Annotated in this window: 14 protein-coding genes and 2 rRNA genes; 4 read left to right on the top strand and 12 right to left on the bottom strand. The window is 68.9% G+C overall.

All coding sequences use genetic code 11. From position 1 onward, the window contains the following. Nucleotides 1-141 precede the first annotated feature (141 nt). Both ACMATS_RS23230 and ACMATS_RS23225 read right to left on the bottom strand, forming a co-directional pair. Nucleotides 142-816 carry an HAD family hydrolase gene (locus ACMATS_RS23230; RefSeq protein WP_414168917.1) on the bottom strand — a complete coding sequence of 225 codons (675 nt, stop codon included), beginning with the start codon at nt 814-816 and terminating at the stop codon, nt 142-144. Between the two features lie 35 nt (nt 817-851). Next, nucleotides 852-1,352, bottom strand: coding sequence for a DUF6912 family protein (locus ACMATS_RS23225; RefSeq protein ID WP_390781961.1), 501 nt, complete (start codon nt 1,350-1,352; stop codon nt 852-854). Between the two features lie 306 nt (nt 1,353-1,658). On the opposite strand from ACMATS_RS23225, the gene ACMATS_RS23220 reads away from it, so the two are divergent. Continuing rightward, nucleotides 1,659-2,114, top strand: a complete 456-nt coding sequence (locus ACMATS_RS23220; RefSeq protein WP_414168916.1) for an Rv3235 family protein — start codon at nt 1,659-1,661, stop codon at nt 2,112-2,114. A gap of 85 nt (nt 2,115-2,199) precedes the next feature. Here the strand turns inward: ACMATS_RS23220 and secA are convergent, their stop codons facing one another. After that, complete coding sequence (gene secA / locus ACMATS_RS23215; RefSeq protein WP_390781959.1) at nt 2,200-5,031, bottom strand: preprotein translocase subunit SecA; 2,832 nt, start codon at nt 5,029-5,031, stop codon at nt 2,200-2,202. A 200-nt stretch (nt 5,032-5,231) separates the two neighbouring features. Here secA and ACMATS_RS23210 point away from each other — a divergent pair, with 200 nt between their 5' ends. Together ACMATS_RS23210 and ACMATS_RS23205 are read left to right on the top strand one after the other, a co-directional pair. Beyond that, the gene (locus tag ACMATS_RS23210) at nt 5,232-5,825 is read left to right on the top strand and encodes a GNAT family N-acetyltransferase (protein ID WP_414168915.1); all 594 of its coding nucleotides are present in this window, start codon (nt 5,232-5,234) and stop codon (nt 5,823-5,825) included. Nucleotides 5,826-5,884: 59 nt separating this feature from the next. Beyond that, nucleotides 5,885-7,096 carry a winged helix-turn-helix domain-containing protein gene (locus ACMATS_RS23205; protein WP_414168914.1) on the top strand — a complete coding sequence of 404 codons (1,212 nt, stop codon included), beginning with the start codon at nt 5,885-5,887 and terminating at the stop codon, nt 7,094-7,096. Between the two features lie 27 nt (nt 7,097-7,123). Here ACMATS_RS23205 and ACMATS_RS23200 read toward each other — a convergent pair whose 3' ends face one another. From ACMATS_RS23200 to mtnA, 7 genes are all read right to left on the bottom strand, one after another. Beyond that, complete coding sequence (locus ACMATS_RS23200; RefSeq protein WP_336416541.1) at nt 7,124-7,864, bottom strand: response regulator transcription factor; 741 nt, start codon at nt 7,862-7,864, stop codon at nt 7,124-7,126. A 232-nt stretch (nt 7,865-8,096) separates the two neighbouring features. After that, complete coding sequence (gene hpf, locus ACMATS_RS23195; RefSeq protein WP_336416540.1) at nt 8,097-8,786, bottom strand: ribosome hibernation-promoting factor, HPF/YfiA family; 690 nt, start codon at nt 8,784-8,786, stop codon at nt 8,097-8,099. Between the two features lie 329 nt (nt 8,787-9,115). Further along, the gene (locus tag ACMATS_RS23190; protein WP_414168913.1) at nt 9,116-9,841 is read right to left on the bottom strand and encodes a ComF family protein; all 726 of its coding nucleotides are present in this window, start codon (nt 9,839-9,841) and stop codon (nt 9,116-9,118) included. Nucleotides 9,842-9,907: 66 nt separating this feature from the next. Then, on the bottom strand, nt 9,908-11,773 hold the full coding sequence (locus ACMATS_RS23185) for an LpqB family beta-propeller domain-containing protein (protein ID WP_391156624.1): 1,866 nt from the start codon (nt 11,771-11,773) through the stop codon (nt 9,908-9,910). Then, nucleotides 11,757-13,781, bottom strand: a complete 2,025-nt coding sequence (gene mtrB / locus ACMATS_RS23180) for an MtrAB system histidine kinase MtrB (RefSeq protein WP_414168912.1) — start codon at nt 13,779-13,781, stop codon at nt 11,757-11,759. Before mtrB ends, ACMATS_RS23185 begins: the two co-directional genes overlap by 17 nt. A 2-nt stretch (nt 13,782-13,783) precedes the next feature. Beyond that, entirely contained in the window at nt 13,784-14,461 is a 678-nt protein-coding gene (gene mtrA / locus ACMATS_RS23175; RefSeq protein WP_160505376.1) for a two-component system response regulator MtrA, read from the bottom strand. Then, nucleotides 14,458-15,642, bottom strand: a complete 1,185-nt coding sequence (gene mtnA / locus ACMATS_RS23170; protein ID WP_414168911.1) for an S-methyl-5-thioribose-1-phosphate isomerase — start codon at nt 15,640-15,642, stop codon at nt 14,458-14,460. Before mtnA ends, mtrA begins: the two co-directional genes overlap by 4 nt. A 172-nt stretch (nt 15,643-15,814) precedes the next feature. Here mtnA and ACMATS_RS23165 point away from each other — a divergent pair, with 172 nt between their 5' ends. Continuing rightward, nucleotides 15,815-16,852 (top strand): glycerophosphoryl diester phosphodiesterase membrane domain-containing protein, encoded by a 1,038-nt coding sequence (locus ACMATS_RS23165; protein WP_414168910.1) that lies wholly within the window; start codon nt 15,815-15,817, stop codon nt 16,850-16,852. A 136-nt stretch (nt 16,853-16,988) separates the two neighbouring features. Here ACMATS_RS23165 and rrf read toward each other — a convergent pair. After that, nucleotides 16,989-17,105 (bottom strand): 5S ribosomal RNA (gene rrf, locus ACMATS_RS23160). 74 nt (nt 17,106-17,179) lie between these two features. Continuing rightward, a 23S ribosomal RNA gene (locus tag ACMATS_RS23155) occupies nt 17,180-20,301 on the bottom strand. Between the last annotated feature and the right edge of the window lie 10 nt (nt 20,302-20,311).

Here is a 20,311-nt window from a genome sequence, read left to right as displayed (position 1 = left end):
GGTCTCCGCCCGGTCTCCGCACATCCACGTATCCCAGCATCCCGCACAACCCGGGGTACGCACCCGGTGGATGGGCCGTTCAGCCGCCGCCCGGATCCGCCCGCCGCACCTTGCCCAGCAAGCACACGTTTTCGGCCAGACTCAGCCGACTGCGGCGGCCACCAGCCGCTCCGCCTCCGCGACCGCCTCCGCCAGGCTGTCCACCACCGGAGCGCCCGCCCCGACGAGGCTCGCGCGGCTGTGGGAGCCGCCCGTGTAGAGCACGGCGTGGGCGCCGACGTGCCGCGCCGCGACCGCATCGTCCGCGGCGTCGCCGATGACCACGGTGTGCTGCGCACGCACTCCGTCGAGACCGGCGAGGTGGCGGACCATGTGCTCGGCCTTGCTGCCGCCCGAGGGGCCCGTGCGCCCGTCGACCCGGACGAACCGGCGCTCGATGCCGAAGCCGCGCACCAGCGGCAGCAGTTCCTCGTGCCCGTACATCGACATGATCGACTGGGTGCGGCCGGCCTCCTGCCAGTGCTCCAGCAGCGACTCCGCGCCGTCCGCGAGACCGCAGCGTATGTGCTGGTCCCGGTAGTGCCGGTGGAAGACGACGTCCATGTGGTCCCACTCGGACCGGGTGGGCAGCCGGCCCATCAGCCGCTCGTAGAACCGCGGGATCGGCACGCAGTACAGCTCGCGGTACCTGGCCAGCGTGATGGGCGCCAGGCCCACCTCGGCGAAGGCGGCGTTCGTCGCCGCGATCACCGCATCGGTGTCGTGGAAGAGCGTGCCGTTCCAGTCCCAGACGATGTGCGCCCTGTGCTTCCCCATGCCCCCGAAGGTACCCGGCGGGTACGACAACGGGCTCAGACGAGGTTGGGGATCTCCTGGACCCCGAACCACATCAGCTCGTGGTCGTCGGCGCCGTCGACCGTGAAGCGGGCGTCGTCGTCGCCCCCGTCCGCGGCGTCCAGCGCCGCGGCCGCGGCCGCCACGTCCTCCTCTGCGTCGTCGGAGTCGACGTGCACCGCGGCCGCCTTGCGCAGCAGCACCGGCGCCGCCAGCCGCACCTCGCCGAACCCGGCCTGGTCCGGCCCCTGGTCCACGGCGGTCACGGCGCCGTCGGCCACGTCCACCGCCACGACCACCCGGCGGCGCGGGGCGCCGGGGTCGGCGGCGAGCAGCCGCAGCGAACCCTGGGCGGCGCGGCCCAGCGCGGCGTACTCCAGCTCCTCCAGGTCGTCGGAGACGTACCACTCGCGCAGGGCGGGAGTGACGGCGTAGGCGGCCAGGGGGGCCGGGCCGAGCTCGCCCGCCTTGTGCACCTCGGCGAGACCGGGGAGGGTCAGGGGGACGTAGACGCGCATGACCGCCGCTTTCCTGTTCTGCCGCTGCTGATTCTCACGATGCTGATTCTCGCGATTGTGCAGCCAATATACGGGCGGGAGTCCCCCTTCGAAGTGCGGGTGGCCCCTGGGGCGGATGTGCCGTGCCCCGGACCGCCATGCGCCCGACCTGCGACGGAGCGGAGCCTGTCGCCCGGATAGGTGAAGAACGCGGTGCCTCCGGGGTCCCGCGGGCGTCCTTGCCGCTCCTGGAAAAGCGCCGGTAAAAGATCCACCACGCGGCTACCGCCCGGTACTCACCGGGCCCGGCACCCCGGGGGGACGACCATGCACCTGCACAGGACCAAGAGCATCACGGGCACCAGGAGCACCACTGCCAGGACGGCACCACCCCGGCGCACCGACCCGCGCCGCCCCGGCGCGGACGCCGCGGCCCGGCGCCACGAGCGCGAGAAGCTCCCGCACTACTGGTTCGCCGAGCGGCTGCTGCTGACCCTCAGCGGCCAGCGCCCGGTGCACTCGATGCTCGGCCACACCCTCGGCGAGGCCTACGAGCAACTGACCGCGCTGGCGCCCCGGACGCCCCTGCGCCCCGCCCCGCCGGGCGGCCGCACCCCCGTCGTACGCCACTGCGGGCAGTTCCGCCCCCGGCCCGGGGTGATCGAGGCCTTCGCCCGCATCGCTTCCGGCGACCGGCTCCAGGCCCTGGCCTTCCGCCTGGAGAAGTGCCCGGACCTGCGCTGGCGCTGCTCGGCGGTGGAATTGGGCGGGGCCCGTGCCTGACACGGCGAGGGGCGGGCACACCCGGGAACACCCCGGGCGGCCCGCCCCTCGCGGTCACGCTCCTACCGGCACCCGGCCGGCACGGTCACTTCTTGCGGCGGCGGCCGCCGACGCCGTTCTTCTGGGCCTTGCGGCGCTCGGCGCGGGTCATGCCGTCCGCCTCGGAGCGGAACTCGCCCCCGTCGTCGTCGCTGGCGAAGTCGCCCTCGACCACGCCGCCCTCGCCGTCCACGGTCGGAGCGGAGAAGTGCAGCTGCGCCGGGCGCTGCGGGGCCGAGAGGCCCTTGGCACGGATCTCCGGACGGGCGGCCGGCACGCTGTCCTGGACCGCCTCCGCCGGGGCCGGGCGCTCGGCGCCCTCCTCGACCGGGACCTCCTCGAGCTGCTGGTCGACCTGGACCTCCAGGTTGAACAGGTAGCCGACGGACTCCTCCTTGATGCCCTCCATCATCGCGGTGAACATGTCGAAGCCCTCGCGCTGGTACTCGACGAGCGGGTCCTTCTGGGCCATCGCGCGCAGGCCGATGCCCTCCTGGAGGTAGTCCATCTCGTAGAGGTGCTCACGCCACTTGCGGTCCAGGACGGACAGCACCACGCGGCGCTCCAGCTCGCGCATGATCTCGGAGCCCAGCTCCTCCTCACGGGCGGCGTACTGCTCGTGGATGTCGTCCTTGACGGACTCGGCGATGAACTCGGCGGTGATGCCCGCGCGGTCGCCGGCCGCGTCCTCCAGCTCCTCGATGGTGACCTTCACCGGGTAGAGCTGCTTGAAGGCGCCCCACAGCCGCTCCAGGTCCCACTCCTCGGCGAAGCCCTCGACGGTCTCCGCCTGGATGTAGGCGTCGATGGTGTCGTCCATGAAGTGCTGGACGTGCTCGTGCAGGTCCTCGCCCTCCAGGACGCGGCGGCGCTCGCCGTAGATGACCTCGCGCTGGCGGTTGAGGACCTCGTCGTACTTCAGGACGTTCTTGCGGGTCTCGAAGTTCTGCTGCTCGACCTGCGACTGGGCGGAGGCGATGGCCCGGGTGACCATCTTGTTCTCGATCGGCACGTCGTCCGGGACGTTGGCCATGGCCATCACGCGCTCGACCATCTGGGCCTTGAACAGGCGCATCAGGTCGTCGCCGAGCGACAGGTAGAAGCGGGACTCGCCCGGGTCGCCCTGGCGGCCGGAGCGGCCGCGCAGCTGGTTGTCGATGCGGCGCGACTCGTGCCGCTCGGTGCCCAGCACGTACAGGCCGCCGAGCTCCTCGACCTCTTCCTTCTCCGCCTTGACCGCGTGCTCGGCCTTCTCCAGGGCGGCGGGCAGGGCCGCGGCCCACTCCTCGATGTGCTCCTCGGGGTCGAGGCCGTGCTGGCGCAGCTCGGCCTCGGCGAGGTCCTCGGGGTTGCCGCCGAGCTTGATGTCCGTACCGCGGCCGGCCATGTTGGTGGCGACGGTGACGGCGCCCTTGCGGCCGGCCTGGGCGACGATCGAGGCCTCGCGCTCGTGGTGCTTGGCGTTGAGCACCTCGTGCGGGATGCCGCGCTTGGCGAGCTGCTGCGAGAGGTACTCGGACTTCTCGACCGAGGTGGTGCCGACGAGGATCGGCTGGCCCTTCTCGTGCTTCTCCGCGATGTCCTCGACGACGGCGGCGAACTTGGCGACCTCGGTGCGGTAGATGAGGTCGGACTGGTCCTTGCGGACCATGGGCTTGTTCGTCGGGATCGGGACGACGCCGAGCTTGTAGATCTGATGGAACTCGGCGGCCTCGGTCATCGCCGTACCGGTCATGCCGGAGAGCTTGCTGTAGAGGCGGAAGAAGTTCTGCAGGGTGATCGTGGCGAGCGTCTGGTTCTCGTCCTTGATGTCCACCCCCTCCTTCGCCTCGATCGCCTGGTGCATGCCCTCGTTGTAGCGGCGGCCGGCGAGGATACGGCCGGTGTGCTCGTCGACGATCATGACTTCGCCGTCCATGACGACGTAGTCCTTGTCCTTCTTGAAGAGTTCCTTCGCCTTGATGGCGTTGTTGAGGTAGCCGACGAGCGGGGTGTTGACCGACTCGTAGAGGTTGTCGATGCCCAGCCAGTCCTCGACCTTGGCGACGCCGGCCTCGTGGATGGCGACCGTGCGCTTCTTCTCGTCGACCTCGTAGTCGCCGGTCTCGTCGATGCCCTTCTGCGGGTTGGCGGGCTCGCCCTTGGTGAGCCGGGTGACGAGCTTGGCGAAGTCGCCGTACCACTTGGTGGCCTGGTCGGCCGGGCCGGAGATGATCAGCGGCGTACGGGCCTCGTCGACGAGGATCGAGTCGACCTCGTCGACCACGGCGAAGTTGTGGCCGCGCTGCACCAGTTCGTCCTGCGACCACGCCATGTTGTCGCGCAGGTAGTCGAAGCCGAACTCGTTGTTCGTGCCGTAGGTGATGTCGCAGCCGTACTGCTCGCGGCGCTGCGCCGGCGTCATGTTGGCGAGGATGCAGCCGACCGTCAGACCGAGGAACCGGTGGACGCGGCCCATCATCTCGGAGTCGCGCTCGGCCAGGTAGTCGTTGACCGTGATGAGGTGGACGCCCTTGCCCGACAGCGCGTTCAGATACGTGGGCAGGGTGCCGACGAGGGTCTTGCCCTCACCGGTCTTCATCTCCGCGACGTAGCCCAGGTGCAGCGCGGCGCCGCCCATGAGCTGCACGTCGTAGTGCCGCTGGCCGAGGACGCGCTTGGCGGCCTCGCGGACGGTGGCGAACGCCTCGGGGAGCAGGTCGTCCAGGCTCTCGCCGTCGGCGTAGCGCTGCTTGTACTCGTCGGTCAGGGCGCGCAGCTCGGCGTCGGAGAGGTTGACGAAGTCCTCTTCGATGGAATTGACCTGGTCCGCGATGCGGTGCAGCTTGCGCAGGATCTTGCCTTCTCCTGCACGCATGATCTTGCCGAAGACGGACACGTAGGCTGGCTCCTTGCCGGTCGGGCCTGGGCACGGCGGGGTGCGCGGGCACGACGGGACAGTCCCCGCCGCAACGGCCATCGTAAGCGAGGACCCCGCCGCGCCGGGAGGTCCGTCATCACCGAGGCCGAGTGTCACCCGTACATCCAACGAACGGATATTCCCGGGAGTGCCCGGCCCCGGGTCCCTACACTCCGTTCATGGAGCCGATAACCCTCACCACGGAACGCCTGGTCCTGCGCCCCTTCGCGCCCTCCGACGTGCCCGATGTGCACGCGGCCTGCCAGGACCCCGACATCCCGCGCTACACCAACGTGCCCGACCCGTACCGGATCGAGGACGCCCGGCTCTTCGTCGAGGAGACCTGCCCCGAGGGTTGGCGGAACGACACGATGTACACGTTCGGTGTCTTTTCCGGCGAAACCGGGCAATTGGTGGGAGCCATGTGCCTCGTACGGCTCGCGCAGCTGCGCACGGCGGAGCGCCAGGCCGAGCTGGGGTACTGGACGGCCAAGGAGCACCGCGGCCGCGGCTGCACCGCGGAGGCGGCGCGCGAGACGATCCGCTGGGCCTTCGAGGACCTGGGCGTCGAGCGGCTGGAGTGGTACGCGGAGGCGGGCAACGAGGGCTCCCGCGCCGTGGCCCTGAAGGCCGGCTTCCGGATGGAGGGCACCATGCGCGCGAAGATCATCCACCAGGGCACCCGGCGCGACGCCTGGATCGGCTCGCTGCTCCCCTCGGACCTCGGCCGGCCCTCGGAGACGCCGTACCTGCCCTGGCCCGAGCGCGGCTGAGGCCCGGGAACGGGGCCCGGGAACGGGGCGTTGTCAGTGGCCGGCCCTAGGGTGCCGTCATGACAACTTCCGCTGCCGCACGGGGCCGTAGGGCCGAGACCGGGTTGTCCGCCGACGAGGCCCGGCGCCTGGCCCTGCACGCCCAGGCCCTGCTCGGCGCCCCGGACCGCCGCGCGGGCGCGCGCGGGGTGCTGCGCCGGCTGGGCGCGGTCCAGCTGGACACGATCTCCGTGCTGGCCCGCTCGCACGAGCTGGTGCCGTACGCCCGGCTGGGCGCGATCGGACGCGATGCCGTCGAGCAGGCGTACTGGGCACCGCGGGCGGCGGGAGCGGCCCCGCACGGCTTCGAGTACTGGTCGCACGCGGCCTGCATCCTGCCCGTCGAGGAGTGGCCGCTCTTCGCCTTCCGCCGCCGGGCGTTCGTCGCCCGCGGCCGCCGCTGGCACGTCCTGGAGGACGCCGAGCGCTCCTGCGCGGCGGTCCGCGACCGCCTCAAGGCCGACGGCCCGCTGACGGCCGCCGATTTGGGCGGCGCGAAGAACGGGGGCGAGTGGTACGACTGGTCCGAGACGAAGATCGCGGTGGAGTGGCTGCTCGACACGGGCGAGGTCGTCTGCACCGAACGGCGCGGCTGGAAGCGGGTCTACGAGCTGGCGGAGCGCGCCATTCCGGACGCCCTTTTCCACGACGACCTCGACGACGCCGCGTGCATACGGCAGTTGGTCGCCCAGGCGGGCGCCGCCATGGGCGTGGCCACGCGCGCGGACCTCGCGGACTACCACCGTCTCAAGGGCGAGCAGGTGGATGCGGTCATCGGGGACACGGGCCTGGTGCCGGTCGACGTGGCGGGCTGGGGCAAGCCTGCGTGGGCCGACCCGCAGGCGCTGGCGGGCCTCTCCGCACTGAAGGGCAGGCGCCACCGGACCACGCTGCTCTCCCCGTTCGACTCCCTGATCTGGGACCGGCCGCGCACGGAGCGGATGTTCGGCTTCACCCACCGCCTGGAGGCGTATGTGCCCCGGCAGAAGCGGGTGCACGGCTACTTCGCCATGCCGCTGCTGACCGGCGGCCGTCTGGCGGGCCGGGTGGACCCGGCCCGCGAGGGCAGCACCCTGGTGGCCCGGCAGGTCTCGCTGGACGGCCCGGCCGCGGTCGCCCCGATGGCGCGGGCGCTGCGCGAGGCCGCGGAGTGGGTCGGCTGCGACGCGGTGCGCATCGAACGCTGCGACGATCGGGAGCTGGCCACGGCACTGACCCGTGCCGTGGGCTGAGTCCCCTTACCGGATCTCCGGGCTGCGTCAGCGGATCTCCAGGATCTTCTCCCGCATCGCGTAGACCACGGCCTCCATCCTGGAGTGCAGCTGCAGCTTCTCCAGGATGTTCCGCACGTGGTTCTTGACCGTGTTCTCGCTGATGAACAACTCCTTGGCGATATCACGGTTGTTCATCCCCGTCGCCACCAGCTTCAGCACCTCCAGCTCCCGGTCCGTGAGCCGCGGCGCCGGCACCAGCCGGCGCTCGTCGGTGCGCTGGATCATCGACTTGAACTCGGTCAGCAGTTTGGACGCCATCGACGGGCTGATCTGCGACTGCCCGTCCGCGACGGCCCGGATCGCGGTGGCCACCTCGTCCGTGGAGATCTCCTTGAGGAGGTAGCCCGTCGCCCCGGCCTTGATCGCGTCGTAGAGGTCCGCCTCCTCGTCGCTGATCGTCAGCATGATGATCTTCGCGCTGGGGGCCACCTCCTTGATAGAGGTGCAGGCCTCGATGCCGCCCCGCTTGGGCATCCGCACGTCCATCAGCACAATGTCCGGCAGCAGATCGGCCGCCTTGTCCACCGCCTCCGCGCCGTCCCCGGCCTCCCCCACGACCAGGATGTCCTCCTCCTGGGCCAGGACGATCTCCAACCCCCGGCGGAAGAGCGCGTGGTCGTCCACGACCAGCACCCGGATCGGCTCCTCGCACCTGGCGCCCCGGCCCACGCGGGCGCCCTCCTCGTCCTCGCCGGGCACGAGTACGGGCCCGAACCTGTCCGCCATCGTTCCTCCCCCTGAAGGCCATGGCCCCTCGCGGTCGCACACTGCTGCTGCCGCCCGTCCCAACCGGTTCCGGCGCACCGGCGGTTGGCCCGGCCATGATTTCATGCCGGAGGGCCCGGGCGGTGCTTCCCGGCCGCACGACCACACGGGGGTGCCCCGGGAGCGCGAACGCTCCAAGGGCACCGTCACGGTTGGATGGGCTCACTCCGGGCGAGGCCCCGGGCCTGCCGGGTCAGCCGCCGAGCGCTCCGCCCGCACCGCCGGGCTCCGCCTCGAAGAGGGGATCGGCGTTCAGGTGGATGACGCCGTAGTCGTACGCGTGCCGCCGGTAGACGACACTGGGCATCTTGGTCTCGGAGTCGACGAACAGATAGAAGTCGTGGCCGACCAACTCCATTTCGTAGAGAGCCTGGTCGAGCGTCATGGGAGCTGCGGTGTGGGTCTTCTCGCGGACCACCAGCGGGCCCTCGCCCTGGATCTCCAGCGACCCCATACGGGTGACCGGAACGCCGTTCGCCTCCTGGATCGCGGCGAGTTGACCGCTGTCGTTGAGCTCCGCGGCACCGATGACGGCCGCCGACACCTCACTGGCCGGGATGCGGCCGTTGCCGCGACGCGTGAAACGCTTGTCGTGCTGCTTGCGCAGCCGCGCCTCGAGCTTGGCCGTGGCCAGGTCCAGCGCGGCATAGGGATCGGTCGCCGCCGCCTCGGCCCGGATCACCGGGCCCCGCCCGCGAACGGTGATCTCCACGCGGTCGGAGCGGTCTGCCTGCCGCGGGTTGGGCTCCTTGGACACCTCCACGTCGAGGCTGATCACCTTGCTGTCGAGCTTCTGGACCTTGTCCAGCTTCAGCTTCTCGGCCACGTGCTTGCGAAACCGCTCGGGCACCTCTGTCTTGCGGCCCTTGACGACGATGTCCACGCAGAACTCCGTTCCCGGATCGCTCCGCCGAAGGTTGCGGAGCGCATCCCTCTTGCATCAGGCCCCGGGGCCGGCCCGGAGCCACCGACTAGGCGGTTTTCACCTCCTCCTCCCCCACCGGGAAGATCGACACCCCACCGGGCCGAAGCTTCTTTCCAGCTTCGACCACGGCGCAGGAAGTGCGCCATTCGGAGATATGAGGCATAGCTCCTGCCATTCCTCACAACCGAACATATCTCGCTCGGAAGCCTGTCGGTACCCCCTACCGCGACGTACCTCCATTCAGGTGTTTTCCTGCCGTTTCCCTCAGGAACGCCGCTCGTTCCGCATCAGTTCCGGTTGTTTTCGAAAGCGCGCGGTGCCGCAGCGACCACCGCGGCGGCCACGGTCCGCCCGCCCGAGACTCCGACCGCCCGGGCCGCCTCGGCCAGCGAGGCACCGGTCGTCATCAGGTCGTCCACCAGCACCACCGGGCCGCCGTCGCGCCACACACGCCCCGCGTCGCGCACAGCCCCCATCGCCCCCGCCACGTTCGCCCACCGCTCACGGGCGTCCAGCTCCGCCTGGTCGGCCACCGCCCGGCGCAACCGCAGCACGGCGGCCATCCGGGCCGGAACGCCCGCACCCCGCAGCGCCCGCGCTGCGGCCAGCGCGACGCGCCGGCACGCATCGTGCCCGCGCCCCGCCACCGCCCGCCGCGCCGAAGGCACCGGCACGAGCAGCAACGGGCCTCTCCCGGCCCATCCGTCCCGTCCCCCTCCGGGTATACCGGCCGCCTGCACCGCGCCCGCCAGCGCGGCGCCCAGCGGCTCCGCCAGCCCCAGCGCACCCCGCTCCTTGTGCGCGAGCAGCACGGAACGCACCCCGGCCGCGTACGGCGCCGCCGCGAACACCGGCGGCAGCCCGGGCGGCACCGGGTCAGGCCGCACCTGCCGGGGCCGCCGCCCGCACAACCGCGCCCGGCACTCCTCGCACAGCACGGACCGGCCGAGACCGCACCCCGTACACGGAGACGGCAGCACCAGCCCCGCGATCTCCTGCCACCACCCCCGCACGGCACCACTGTCCCGCCGCGGAAGGCCGGCCGCCACCCCTGTGGAAAACTCCCGGCATATGCCCGGCTACCCCGGGTAGACCGGCGCCGTCCCCTCCTTGGCCACCAGCTTCCAGTTCGCGTCCGGCAGCAGCCGGACGATGCCGCCGTCGCCCTCGGCGACCAGCGCCTGGGACTTGCCCGTGCTCTCGGGGGCCGCAATGGCGCGCACGCCGGTGATCCCCGGCAGGGCCGCGGTGTTCGACAGCGAACCGTCGGTCTCGATGTACTGCAGCTGTTGCAGGCCGCCCTGCTCGCTCCCGGCGACCAGCAGCCTGCTGGCACCGGCCCAGGAGACGGCGTCGACGTTCTCCAGCCGCGGCGCCACGGAACGCAGCTCCTGCACCGACAGCACCGGCTTCCCGGTGCTCGTCCTGCGCTCGACCCGGCCGAGCTTCAGGGACGTACGGTCGCCCTTCGTCACCAGCAGGGCGATGCGCACCCCGTCGGCCGCGACCCGCAGCCCGGTGATCCGCCCGCCGTCCAGCGCGGGCACCTGGACCTCCTCCGGCGTGCCCGTACCGCCCGGCAGCCGCAGCAGCCGCGGGTGTTCCTGGTCCTGGTCGGCGACCCACAGATCGCCCAGTCCGTCCCAGCTGGGCGCCGTCAGGCCCGCCTTCGGGCCGCTCCCGCGGGCGGTCACCCGGGCCTCGCCCAGGGGGACGCCGGACTGCAGGGCGGCGACGTACAGCATCTGCCCGTTCGCGGAGACGCCCGCGGCCCGGCGCTCGGACCGGTCGACGGCCACCGAGCGCAGCGGCACGGCACCGTCCGCGCCGAACGGCCCCGGCACCCGGCGCGGCTCCTCGTCGCCGTCGGCCAGGCCCACCAGGCGGTGCTGGGCGTCGACGAAGAACTGCCGGTCGGCCTGCCCCGCCGTCTGGTCCGGCGCATACCACTTGGCCTGTTCGCGCCCGAGCACGCACAGCCGCGACCCGTCCTTGCGCTCCAGCGTCACATCGGTGACCTTGGCCGAGTCCTGCACGGTGTAGAGCACCTGGGCGGCCATCCGCAGGCACTGGTCCTGGCCGGCACCCGCCGCCTGATCGCTCAGCCGGACCTTCAGCGCGTTGGAGTCGTCCAGCGAGAGCCGGTCGTCCAACAGGCGCGTACCGGTCGGGAAGGCCGTCCCCGCCACCGGGTCCAGCCAGGTCGTCGGACCGTCCAGCAGGGCCTTCACCGAAGACGTCACCGGGTCTATCCGCTTGCGCAGATACACCGGGTCGGCGACGAGCACGTCCCGGCCGCGACCCGGGCTGCTGCCGCCCGGCCCCGTCTCGGCGAAGTAGTACTTGTTGGCAGAGCGGTAGATGCGCTGGAAGTCGGAGATCCCGAGCACCAGCCCGTCCGGCGGGGCGTCGATGCGCCACTCGCCGTCCTCCCGCGTCATGTGCATCTGCGCCTGGTAGTCGCCCGCGTCCGGCTTGTAGGCGTGCCGGGCGTCCACCTTCGCGACCTGCTTGCCGGTCAGCGTGATGGTGACCGTCTGCTCGCGGTCGCCCCCGCTGTGCTCCACCCGCACCTGGGGCACCGACGACAGCACGGTGATCGAGGTCGACGGGTCCCACTGACGCTTCACACTCTTCGCCAGGTACATGCGCGCCGTCGCATAGTCCGCTTCGTCGCTCGTGGTGGCCTCCAAGAAGCCCGCCACGAGTTCCTGCGGCTGCTCGTTCTTGCGCGGCGGGACACCGTAGACGCGGACCTGCGAATCGGCATCCGCACGCTGCGAGGCGTCGACCGACATCACGTCCCCGCCGTCCGGCATCGACGCACAGCCCGCCAGCAGCACCCCGCTGACGGCCACGCCGCACACGCCCGCCAGCGAGCGTGCACCCCGACGCGTGCGCCCTCTGCGGAGGCGGCCGCCGACGCCCTCAGTCCTGAGCGTCATGGTCGCCTCCACTGCCGATGCTGCTGTCGTTCCCTTCGGCCACCGGCCGTCCGGTCCTGCCGTCCGGTGCACCGCCCTGGCGCGCAACCACTCGGGCACCGTTTCCCGGCAGCGCCGTCGGGTCGGCGGACGGCCGGACGTTCCTCGTCTGCGCCGGCACGGATGCCGGCAGCGGGGGCGCACCCCGGCCCACGGCCGCCATCGGCACCCCGGCCTCGTTCAGCCCACGGTTGCGCCGCGAGTCCTCCGGCTCCAGCGGAATCGGCGAACCGCGCAGCGTGTCACCGGCCGTCCGCGGCAGCGTCAGCCGGAACTGCGAACCGCCGCCCGGCTCGCCCCACGCCTGCAGCCAGCCGCCGTGCAGCCGCGCGTCCTCCACCGCGATCGACAGCCCCAGGCCCGTGCCGCCGGTCGTCCGCGCACGAGCCGGATCGGCCCGCCAGAAACGGTTGAACACCCGTGTCGCCTCACCGGGTTTGAGGCCCACGCCGTAGTCGCGCACCGCGACCGCGACCGCACCGCCGGCCACCGCCAGCCGGACGACCACATCCCGGCCGTCGCCGTGCTCCACGGCGTTGACCACCAGGTTCCGCAGCACCCGCTCCACGCGCCTGGCGTCCGCCTCGGCGATGACCGGCTGCTCGGCACCGCGCACGACGATCCGGCTGCCCTTGCGGTCCGCCAGCGGCAGCGCCCCCTCCACCACGCGGCCGACCACGTCGCGCAGGTCGATCGGCTCGGCCTCCAGGGCCGCGGCCCCTGCGTCGAACCGGCTGATCTCCAGCAGGTCGGCCAGCAGCGACTCGAACCGGTCCAGCTGCCCGAACAGCAGCTCGGCCGAGCGCGCGGTCACCGGGTCGAAGTCCTCGCGCGCCTCGTGGATGACGTCCGCCGCCATCCGCACGGTCGTCAGCGGCGTCCGCAGCTCATGCGACACGTCCGAGACGAACCGCCGCTGCATCCGCGACAGCTCCTCCAACTGCTGGATCTTGACCTGCAGGTTCTGTGCCATCTTGTTGAAGGCTTCACCCAGACGAGCGATGTCGTCCTCGCCGGTGACCTTCATTCGCTCATGCAGCACACCGGCTGCGAGCCGCTCCGAGATCCCGGCGGCCATCCGCACCGGCGTCACGATCTGCCGCACGACCAGCCAGGCAATGGCCCCCAGCAGCACGACGACGAACACCCCGGCCGTCGCCAGCGTCGTCTTCACCAGCGTCAGCGACTTCTCCTCCTGAGTGAACGGGAAGAGGTAGTACAGCTGGTAGGCCTTGCCGTTGATGTCGTACATCCGCTTGCCGACCACCAGCGCCGGCTGCCCCTCGTCCGAGGCACTGCGCTTGACCGACCCGGGCTTCTCGAACGTGCCCGTCTTGGTGTCCAGCTGCCTGCGCAGGTCGACGGGCACACTGTGCTCGGGATCGATGTCCCCCGAGGCCCGCGGCCCGCGCCCGATGAACGAGCCCGTGGCCATCGCATCGCTGTCGCCCGCGCTGAGCGCCACAACGTAGTAGACGCCCTGCCCGCCACTGGCGAGCTGCTGCACCAGCTGCGTCAGCCACGCACCCGGATCCGGGGTCCCCCGGCCGCCGGACTGCTGCCCGCCGTCCTGGCTGCGGCCGTCGGCCACGGCCCCGGCAGCATCCTGCGCCGCCTTGAAACCGCCCGCGGCCTGGCTCTGCGAGGCATGCCGCTTGGCGTCCAGCAGACCGTTGCGCACCTGGCCGATCACGACCACGCCGAGCAACAGCACCACACCGAGCGACATCAACAGCGTGGTGGCGACCACCCGCAGCTGGATGTTGCGCCGCCACAGCCGCATCGCCGGCAGCAGCGGACGCCGCACCCAGCGCACGTACAGCCGCAGCACGGGATGCACCGACCCCGCCGCGGCACCGTCGGGCAGCATCTGCCCGGCACGCCACAGGCGGCGGAGAAGAGATATGCCGCCCGTCGAACCGACGGGCCGCCCCACGCCCCGCTCCGGGGCGGCACCGTTTCCCGTCATGCTCAGCTCGGCCCGGCCTTGTAGCCCACGCCGCGCACGGTCACCACGATCTCGGGGCGCTCGGGGTCACGCTCGACCTTGGAGCGCAGCCGCTGCACATGCACGTTGACCAGCCGCGTGTCCGCCGCGTGCCGGTAACCCCACACCTGCTCCAGCAGCACCTCACGGGTGAACACCTGCCAGGGCTTGCGGGCCAGGGCGACCAACAGGTCGAACTCCAGCGGCGTCAGCGCGATGGACTGGCCTTCGCGCTTGACCGAGTGCCCGGCGACGTCGATGACCAGATCGCCGATCGTCAGCTGCTCCGGAGCCGGCTCCTCCGACCTGCGCAGCCGCGCCCGGATCCGGGCCACCAGCTCCTTGGGCTTGAACGGCTTGACGATGTAGTCGTCGGCGCCGGACTCCAGCCCGACCACCACGTCGACCGTGTCGCTCTTCGCGGTGAGCATCACGATCGGCACTCCGGACTCGGCCCGGATCAGCCTGCACACCTCAATGCCATCCCGCCCGGGCAGCATGAGATCGAGCAATACAAGATCCGGTTTGGCCTCGCGAAATGCAGCAAGTGCCTTGTCACCGTCGGCAACAAACGACGGCTCGAAACCCTCGCCACGCAGAACGATTCCGAGCATCTCGGCCAGTGCGGTGTCGTCGTCGACGACAAGGACGCGTCCCTTCATATCGACATCATCCCATTACCCGATCGTGACCTGGCACACAGCTCCGCCAGACCGGCCTCCGTCACGGGCGAAACAACCCCGTTTTCCGTGATAATCGCGGTCACCAACTCGGGCGGTGTGATATCGAACGCAGGGTTGTAGGCCTGCGTTCCGAGCGGCGCCACCGGCACCCCCGACCCCGCCTCCGTGCCCGCCCCGGGCACCGACGGGGCCGCCAGCTCCGTCACCTCGCGCCCCGGCCGCTGCTCCACCTCGATGGCCGCGCCCTCGGCCGTCCCGAGGTCCACCGTGGTGGTCGGCGCCACGACCACGAACGGCACGTGGTGATAGCGGGCCAGCACCGCCAGCGGATAGCTCCCCACCTTGTTGGCCACCGACCCGTCCGCGGCTATCCGGTCGGCGCCGATCAGGACCGCGTCCACCTCCCCCGCCGCGAACAGCGACCCCGCGGCGTTGTCCGTCAGCAGCGTGTACGCCATGCCGGCCCGCGCGGCCTCGTACGCGGTCAGCCGCGCGCCCTGCAGCAAGGGCCGTGTCTCGTCCACCCACAGCCGCCGCAGCTCACCCGCGCGGTGCGCCGCACCGGCCACCGCCAGCGCCGTCCCCTCACCGCCCGAGACCAGGGCACCCGTATTGCAGTGCGTCAGGATCCGGTAGCCGCCGCCCGGCAGCAGCTCCTCCAGCAGCGCCAGACCGTGCGCCGCCATACGGGCACTCGCCTCGGCGTCCTCGCGGTGCAGCGCCCGCGCCTCCGCGAGGGCAGCCGCAGCAGCCTCTGAGGCATCGGCGCCGCCCCGCAGCGCACTGCGGTGAGCCGCCAGGGCACGCTGCACCCCGTACCCCAGATTCACCGCCGTGGGGCGGGCGTACGCGAGCATCTGGGCGGACTCCTCCACATCGAAGCCGCGCACCGCCGCCAGAGCCAGGCCGTACGCCCCCGCCATCCCCAGCAGGGGCGCCCCGCGCACGGCGAGCACGTGTATGGCCTCCACCAGCGCGGGAACGTCCGTGCAGACCAGCTCCACCTCCTCGACCGGCAGTCTCCGCTGGTCCAGCAGGACGACCACCGGGCCCTCGGGCCGCTCCTCCCAACGCAGCGCAGGTACGAGGTCGGAGACACCGGGAGACCCGGGACCGCACGGAACAGCAGAAGCCGCAGATGCCGCGTACTGATCAGCCATTCGTCCAGTCTGCCCCGCACACACCAACTATTGAAGGTCTCCCTGCGTCTCTCCCCCTTACGAGCCCGGTCGTGCGCTTCGAGCGCCGTGACACGATGGCTGACCGGGCAATGGCCCGTACCTGCGGCCGTACCCGGCAACCGGTACGGGCAGTGAAAAGGAGCAAGAGACGATGAACAACTCTCCGCCGGGCGGTCCCCAGGGATGGGGAGGCCAGCAGGGCTGGGGCGGGAACGGCTGGGGTGGCGGCAGCTGGGTGCCTCCGGTCCCCCCGGCCCCCAAGCCGGGCGTGGTCCCGCTGCGCCCGCTCTCCCTGGGCGAGCTCCTGGAGGGGGCTTTCGCCACGATGCGCAGGTACTGGCGCACCTTCATCGGGGTCTCGCTGGCCGTGGCGGCCGGCACCCAGGTCGTGGAGACCGCGATCACCCGGCCGTGGCTCGGCAAGCTGCAGGACCTGCAGTCCCTGCAGGAGCAGGGCAAGACGGTCAGCGTCAAGGAACTGCTCAACGCTCTGGGCGGCACCTTCGGCGGCCTGGCGGTGACCGGGCTGATAGGCCTGGCCGGCTCGATCGTGGCGACGGCGATGTTCACGGCCGTGGTCAGCCGCGCGGTACTGGGCCGCCCGATGACGGCGCGCGAGGCTTGGCAGGAGGCCCGGCCGAGGCTGGCCGGCATGGCCGGGCTCCTCGTCGTCGTGCCGCTCCTCATCGGCGGAGTTGTCCTGGCTTGCCTGCTGCCGGGGCTGATCATCGCCGCGGCCGGCACGGAAGCGGCCGGGGTCCCGTTCATTCTTCTCGGCCTCCTTGCCGGAGCAGTGCTGGCCGTCATGCTCTGGATTCGCTACAGCCTTGCGACACCCGTGCTGATGCTGGAGAAGCAGGGCGTAATCGATTCCATGCGGCGCTCGGCGAAGCTGGTGCGGGGTTCATGGGGACGAATCTTCGGCGTGACGATCGTGAGCAGTTTCCTGGTATTCGTTTTCTCGTCGATGGTGCAGATTCCGGGTGGACTCATTCAAACGATCTTCACCAAGGACGCCACGAGCTGGCCAGCCATGATCATTACCGGTATCGGTGCCATCGTCGCCTCCACGATCGCACTGCCTTTTATGGCCTCGGTGACCACGCTGCTTTATACGGATCAGCGCATCCGGCGTGAGTCCCTCGACCTCGAACTCGCCCGTGCGGCGGGTGCAGGCGGCAACGCTTAGGACTTCAGCCTCCGGGCCGCCCTGGAAAGGGCGGCCCGGAGCAGAGCGGGGACGAGACGGCGAAGAAGGTGCAGGTAAACGCAAGAAAGCCCTGACAGGGAACCGGAGTTCCCCGTCAGGGCTTTCTTCAACATTAGTTCGGCGGCGTCCTACTCTCCCACACGGTCCCCCATGCAGTACCATCGGCGCTGAAAGGCTTAGCTTCCGGGTTCGGAATGTAACCGGGCGTTTCCCTAACGCTATGACCACCGAAACACTATGAAGATATCGAACCGGATGTTCACACGGGTCGTTACTTCAGAACCTACACAGTGGACGCGAGCAACTGAGGACAAGCCCTCGGCCTATTAGTACCAGTCAGCTCCAACCGTTACCGGTCTTCCACACCTGGCCTATCAACCCAGTCGTCTACTGGGAGCCTTACCCCATCAAGTGGGTGGGAGTCCTCATCTCGAAGCAGGCTTCCCGCTTAGATGCTTTCAGCGGTTATCCCTCCCGAACGTAGCCAACCAGCCATGCCCTTGGCAGAACAACTGGCACACCAGAGGTTCGTCCGTCCCGGTCCTCTCGTACTAGGGACAGCCCTTCTCAAGACTCCTACGCGCGCAGCGGATAGGGACCGAACTGTCTCACGACGTTCTAAACCCAGCTCGCGTACCGCTTTAATGGGCGAACAGCCCAACCCTTGGGACCGACTCCAGCCCCAGGATGCGACGAGCCGACATCGAGGTGCCAAACCATCCCGTCGATATGGACTCTTGGGGAAGATCAGCCTGTTATCCCCGGGGTACCTTTTATCCGTTGAGCGACGGCGCTTCCACAAGCCACCGCCGGATCACTAGTCCCGACTTTCGTCCCTGCTCGACCCGTCGGTCTCACAGTCAAGCTCCCTTGTGCACTTACACTCAACACCTGATTGCCAACCAGGCTGAGGGAACCTTTGGGCGCCTCCGTTACCCTTTAGGAGGCAACCGCCCCAGTTAAACTACCCACCAGACACTGTCCCTGATCCGGATCACGGACCCAGGTTAGACATCCAGCACGACCAGAGTGGTATTTCAACAACGACTCCACACACACTGGCGTGCATGCTTCACAGTCTCCCACCTATCCTACACAAGCCGAACCGAACACCAATATCAAGCTATAGTAAAGGTCCCGGGGTCTTTCCGTCCTGCTGCGCGAAACGAGCATCTTTACTCGTAGTGCAATTTCACCGGGCCTATGGTTGAGACAGTCGAGAAGTCGTTACGCCATTCGTGCAGGTCGGAACTTACCCGACAAGGAATTTCGCTACCTTAGGATGGTTATAGTTACCACCGCCGTTTACTGGCGCTTAAGTTCTCAGCTTCGCACACCCGAAGATGCGCTAACCGGTCCCCTTAACGTTCCAGCACCGGGCAGGCGTCAGTCCGTATACATCGCCTTACGGCTTCGCACGGACCTGTGTTTTTAGTAAACAGTCGCTTCTCGCTGGTCTCTGCGGCCACACCCAGCTCACACTGCAAGAGTGATCACCGGACATGGCCCCCCTTCTCCCGAAGTTACGGGGGCATTTTGCCGAGTTCCTTAACCATAGTTCACCCGAACGCCTCGGTATTCTCTACCTGACCACCTGAGTCGGTTTAGGGTACGGGCCGCCATGAAACTCGCTAGAGGCTTTTCTCGACAGCATAGGATCATCCACTTCACCACAATCGGCTCGGCATCAGGTCTCAGCCTCAACGTGTGACGGATTTGCCTATCACACGGCCTACACCCTTACCCCGGGACTACCACCGCCCGGGCTGGACTACCTTCCTGCGTCACCCCATCGCTTACCTACTACAAGTCTGGGTCGTCGGCTCCACCACTTTCCTTCACCCGAAGGATCCAGAACGGCTTCACGGACTTAGCATCGCCTGATTCGATATTGGGCGTTTCAAAGCGGGTACCGGAATATCAACCGGTTGTCCATCGACTACGCCTGTCGGCCTCGCCTTAGGTCCCGACTTACCCTGGGCAGATCAGCTTGACCCAGGAACCCTTAGTCAATCGGCGCACACGTTTCCCACGTGTGTATCGCTACTCATGCCTGCATTCTCACTCGTGAACCGTCCACAACTCGTTTCCACGGCTGCTTCACCCGGCACACGACGCTCCCCTACCCATCACAGCAGACGTTGGTCCTTATGCTGCAATGACACGACTTCGGCGGTACGCTTGAGCCCCGCTACATTGTCGGCGCGGAATCACTTGACCAGTGAGCTATTACGCACTCTTTCAAGGGTGGCTGCTTCTAAGCCAACCTCCTGGTTGTCTCTGCGACTCCACATCCTTTCCCACTTAGCGTACGCTTAGGGGCCTTAGTCGATGCTCTGGGCTGTTTCCCTCTCGACCATGGAGCTTATCCCCCACAGTCTCACTGCCGCGCTCTCACTTACCGGCATTCGGAGTTTGGCTAAGGTCAGTAACCCGGTAGGGCCCATCGCCTATCCAGTGCTCTACCTCCGGCAAGAAACACACGACGCTGCACCTAAATGCATTTCGGGGAGAACCAGCTATCACGGAGTTTGATTGGCCTTTCACCCCTAACCACAGGTCATCCCCCAGGTTTTCAACCCTGGTGGGTTCGGTCCTCCACGAAGTCTTACCTCCGCTTCAACCTGCCCATGGCTAGATCACTCCGCTTCGGGTCTAGAGCGTGCAACTCTGGTCGCCCTGTTCGGACTCGCTTTCGCTACGGCTTCCCCACACGGGTTAACCTCGCTACACACCGCTAACTCGCAGGCTCATTCTTCAAAAGGCACGCAGTCACGACCGCCAAGCAAGCTTGACGGCGACGCTCCCACGGCTTGTAGGCACACGGTTTCAGGTACTATTTCACTCCGCTCCCGCGGTACTTTTCACCATTCCCTCACGGTACTATCCGCTATCGGTCACCAGGGAATATTTAGGCTTAACGGGTGGTCCCGCCAGATTCACACGGGATTTCTCGGGCCCCGTGCTACTTGGGTGTCGCACAAGCAAGCCGCATAGATTTCAGCTACGGGGGTCTTACCCTCTACGCCGGACCTTTCGCATGTCCTTCGCCTATCCATACGGTTTCTGACTCGCCCAACAGCCGGCAGACTGTTGAAGTGCGATCCCACAACCCCGCATGCGCAACCCCTGCCGGGTATCACACACATACGGTTTGGCCTCATCCAGTTTCGCTCGCCACTACTCCCGGAATCACGGTTGTTTTCTCTTCCTGCGGGTACTGAGATGTTTCACTTCCCCGCGTTCCCTCCACACTGCCTATGTGTTCAGCAGCGGGTGACAGCCCATGACGACTGCCGGGTTTCCCCATTCGGACACCCCCGGATCACAGCTCGGTTGACAGCTCCCCGGGGCCTATCGCGGCCTCCCACGTCCTTCATCGGTTCCTGGTGCCAAGGCATCCACCGTGCGCCCTTAAAAACTTGGCCACAGATGCTC

Origin of the sequence: Streptoverticillium reticulum (genome assembly GCF_047456005.1) — a bacterium.
Classification (GTDB): domain Bacteria; phylum Actinomycetota; class Actinomycetes; order Streptomycetales; family Streptomycetaceae; genus Streptomyces; species Streptomyces reticulum.
The sequence above is the reverse complement of the archived record's forward strand: the minus strand, read 5'-3'. Positions and strand labels throughout refer to the sequence as shown.

Coding starts and splice junctions, on each gene's coding strand:
- ACMATS_RS23230 (WP_414168917.1), bottom strand. CDS start 816: ATGGGGAAGCACAGGGCGCACATCGTCTGGGACTGGAACGGCACGCTC.
- ACMATS_RS23225 (WP_390781961.1), bottom strand. CDS start 1,352: ATGCGCGTCTACGTCCCCCTGACCCTCCCCGGTCTCGCCGAGGTGCAC.
- ACMATS_RS23220 (WP_414168916.1), top strand. CDS start 1,659: ATGCACCTGCACAGGACCAAGAGCATCACGGGCACCAGGAGCACCACT.
- ACMATS_RS23210 (WP_414168915.1), top strand. CDS start 5,232: ATGGAGCCGATAACCCTCACCACGGAACGCCTGGTCCTGCGCCCCTTC.
- ACMATS_RS23205 (WP_414168914.1), top strand. CDS start 5,885: ATGACAACTTCCGCTGCCGCACGGGGCCGTAGGGCCGAGACCGGGTTG.
- ACMATS_RS23200 (WP_336416541.1), bottom strand. CDS start 7,864: ATGGCGGACAGGTTCGGGCCCGTACTCGTGCCCGGCGAGGACGAGGAG.
- ACMATS_RS23185 (WP_391156624.1), bottom strand. CDS start 11,773: ATGACGCTCAGGACTGAGGGCGTCGGCGGCCGCCTCCGCAGAGGGCGC.
- mtrB (WP_414168912.1), bottom strand. CDS start 13,781: ATGACGGGAAACGGTGCCGCCCCGGAGCGGGGCGTGGGGCGGCCCGTC.
- mtrA (WP_160505376.1), bottom strand. CDS start 14,461: ATGAAGGGACGCGTCCTTGTCGTCGACGACGACACCGCACTGGCCGAG.
- mtnA (WP_414168911.1), bottom strand. CDS start 15,642: ATGGCTGATCAGTACGCGGCATCTGCGGCTTCTGCTGTTCCGTGCGGT.
- ACMATS_RS23165 (WP_414168910.1), top strand. CDS start 15,815: ATGAACAACTCTCCGCCGGGCGGTCCCCAGGGATGGGGAGGCCAGCAG.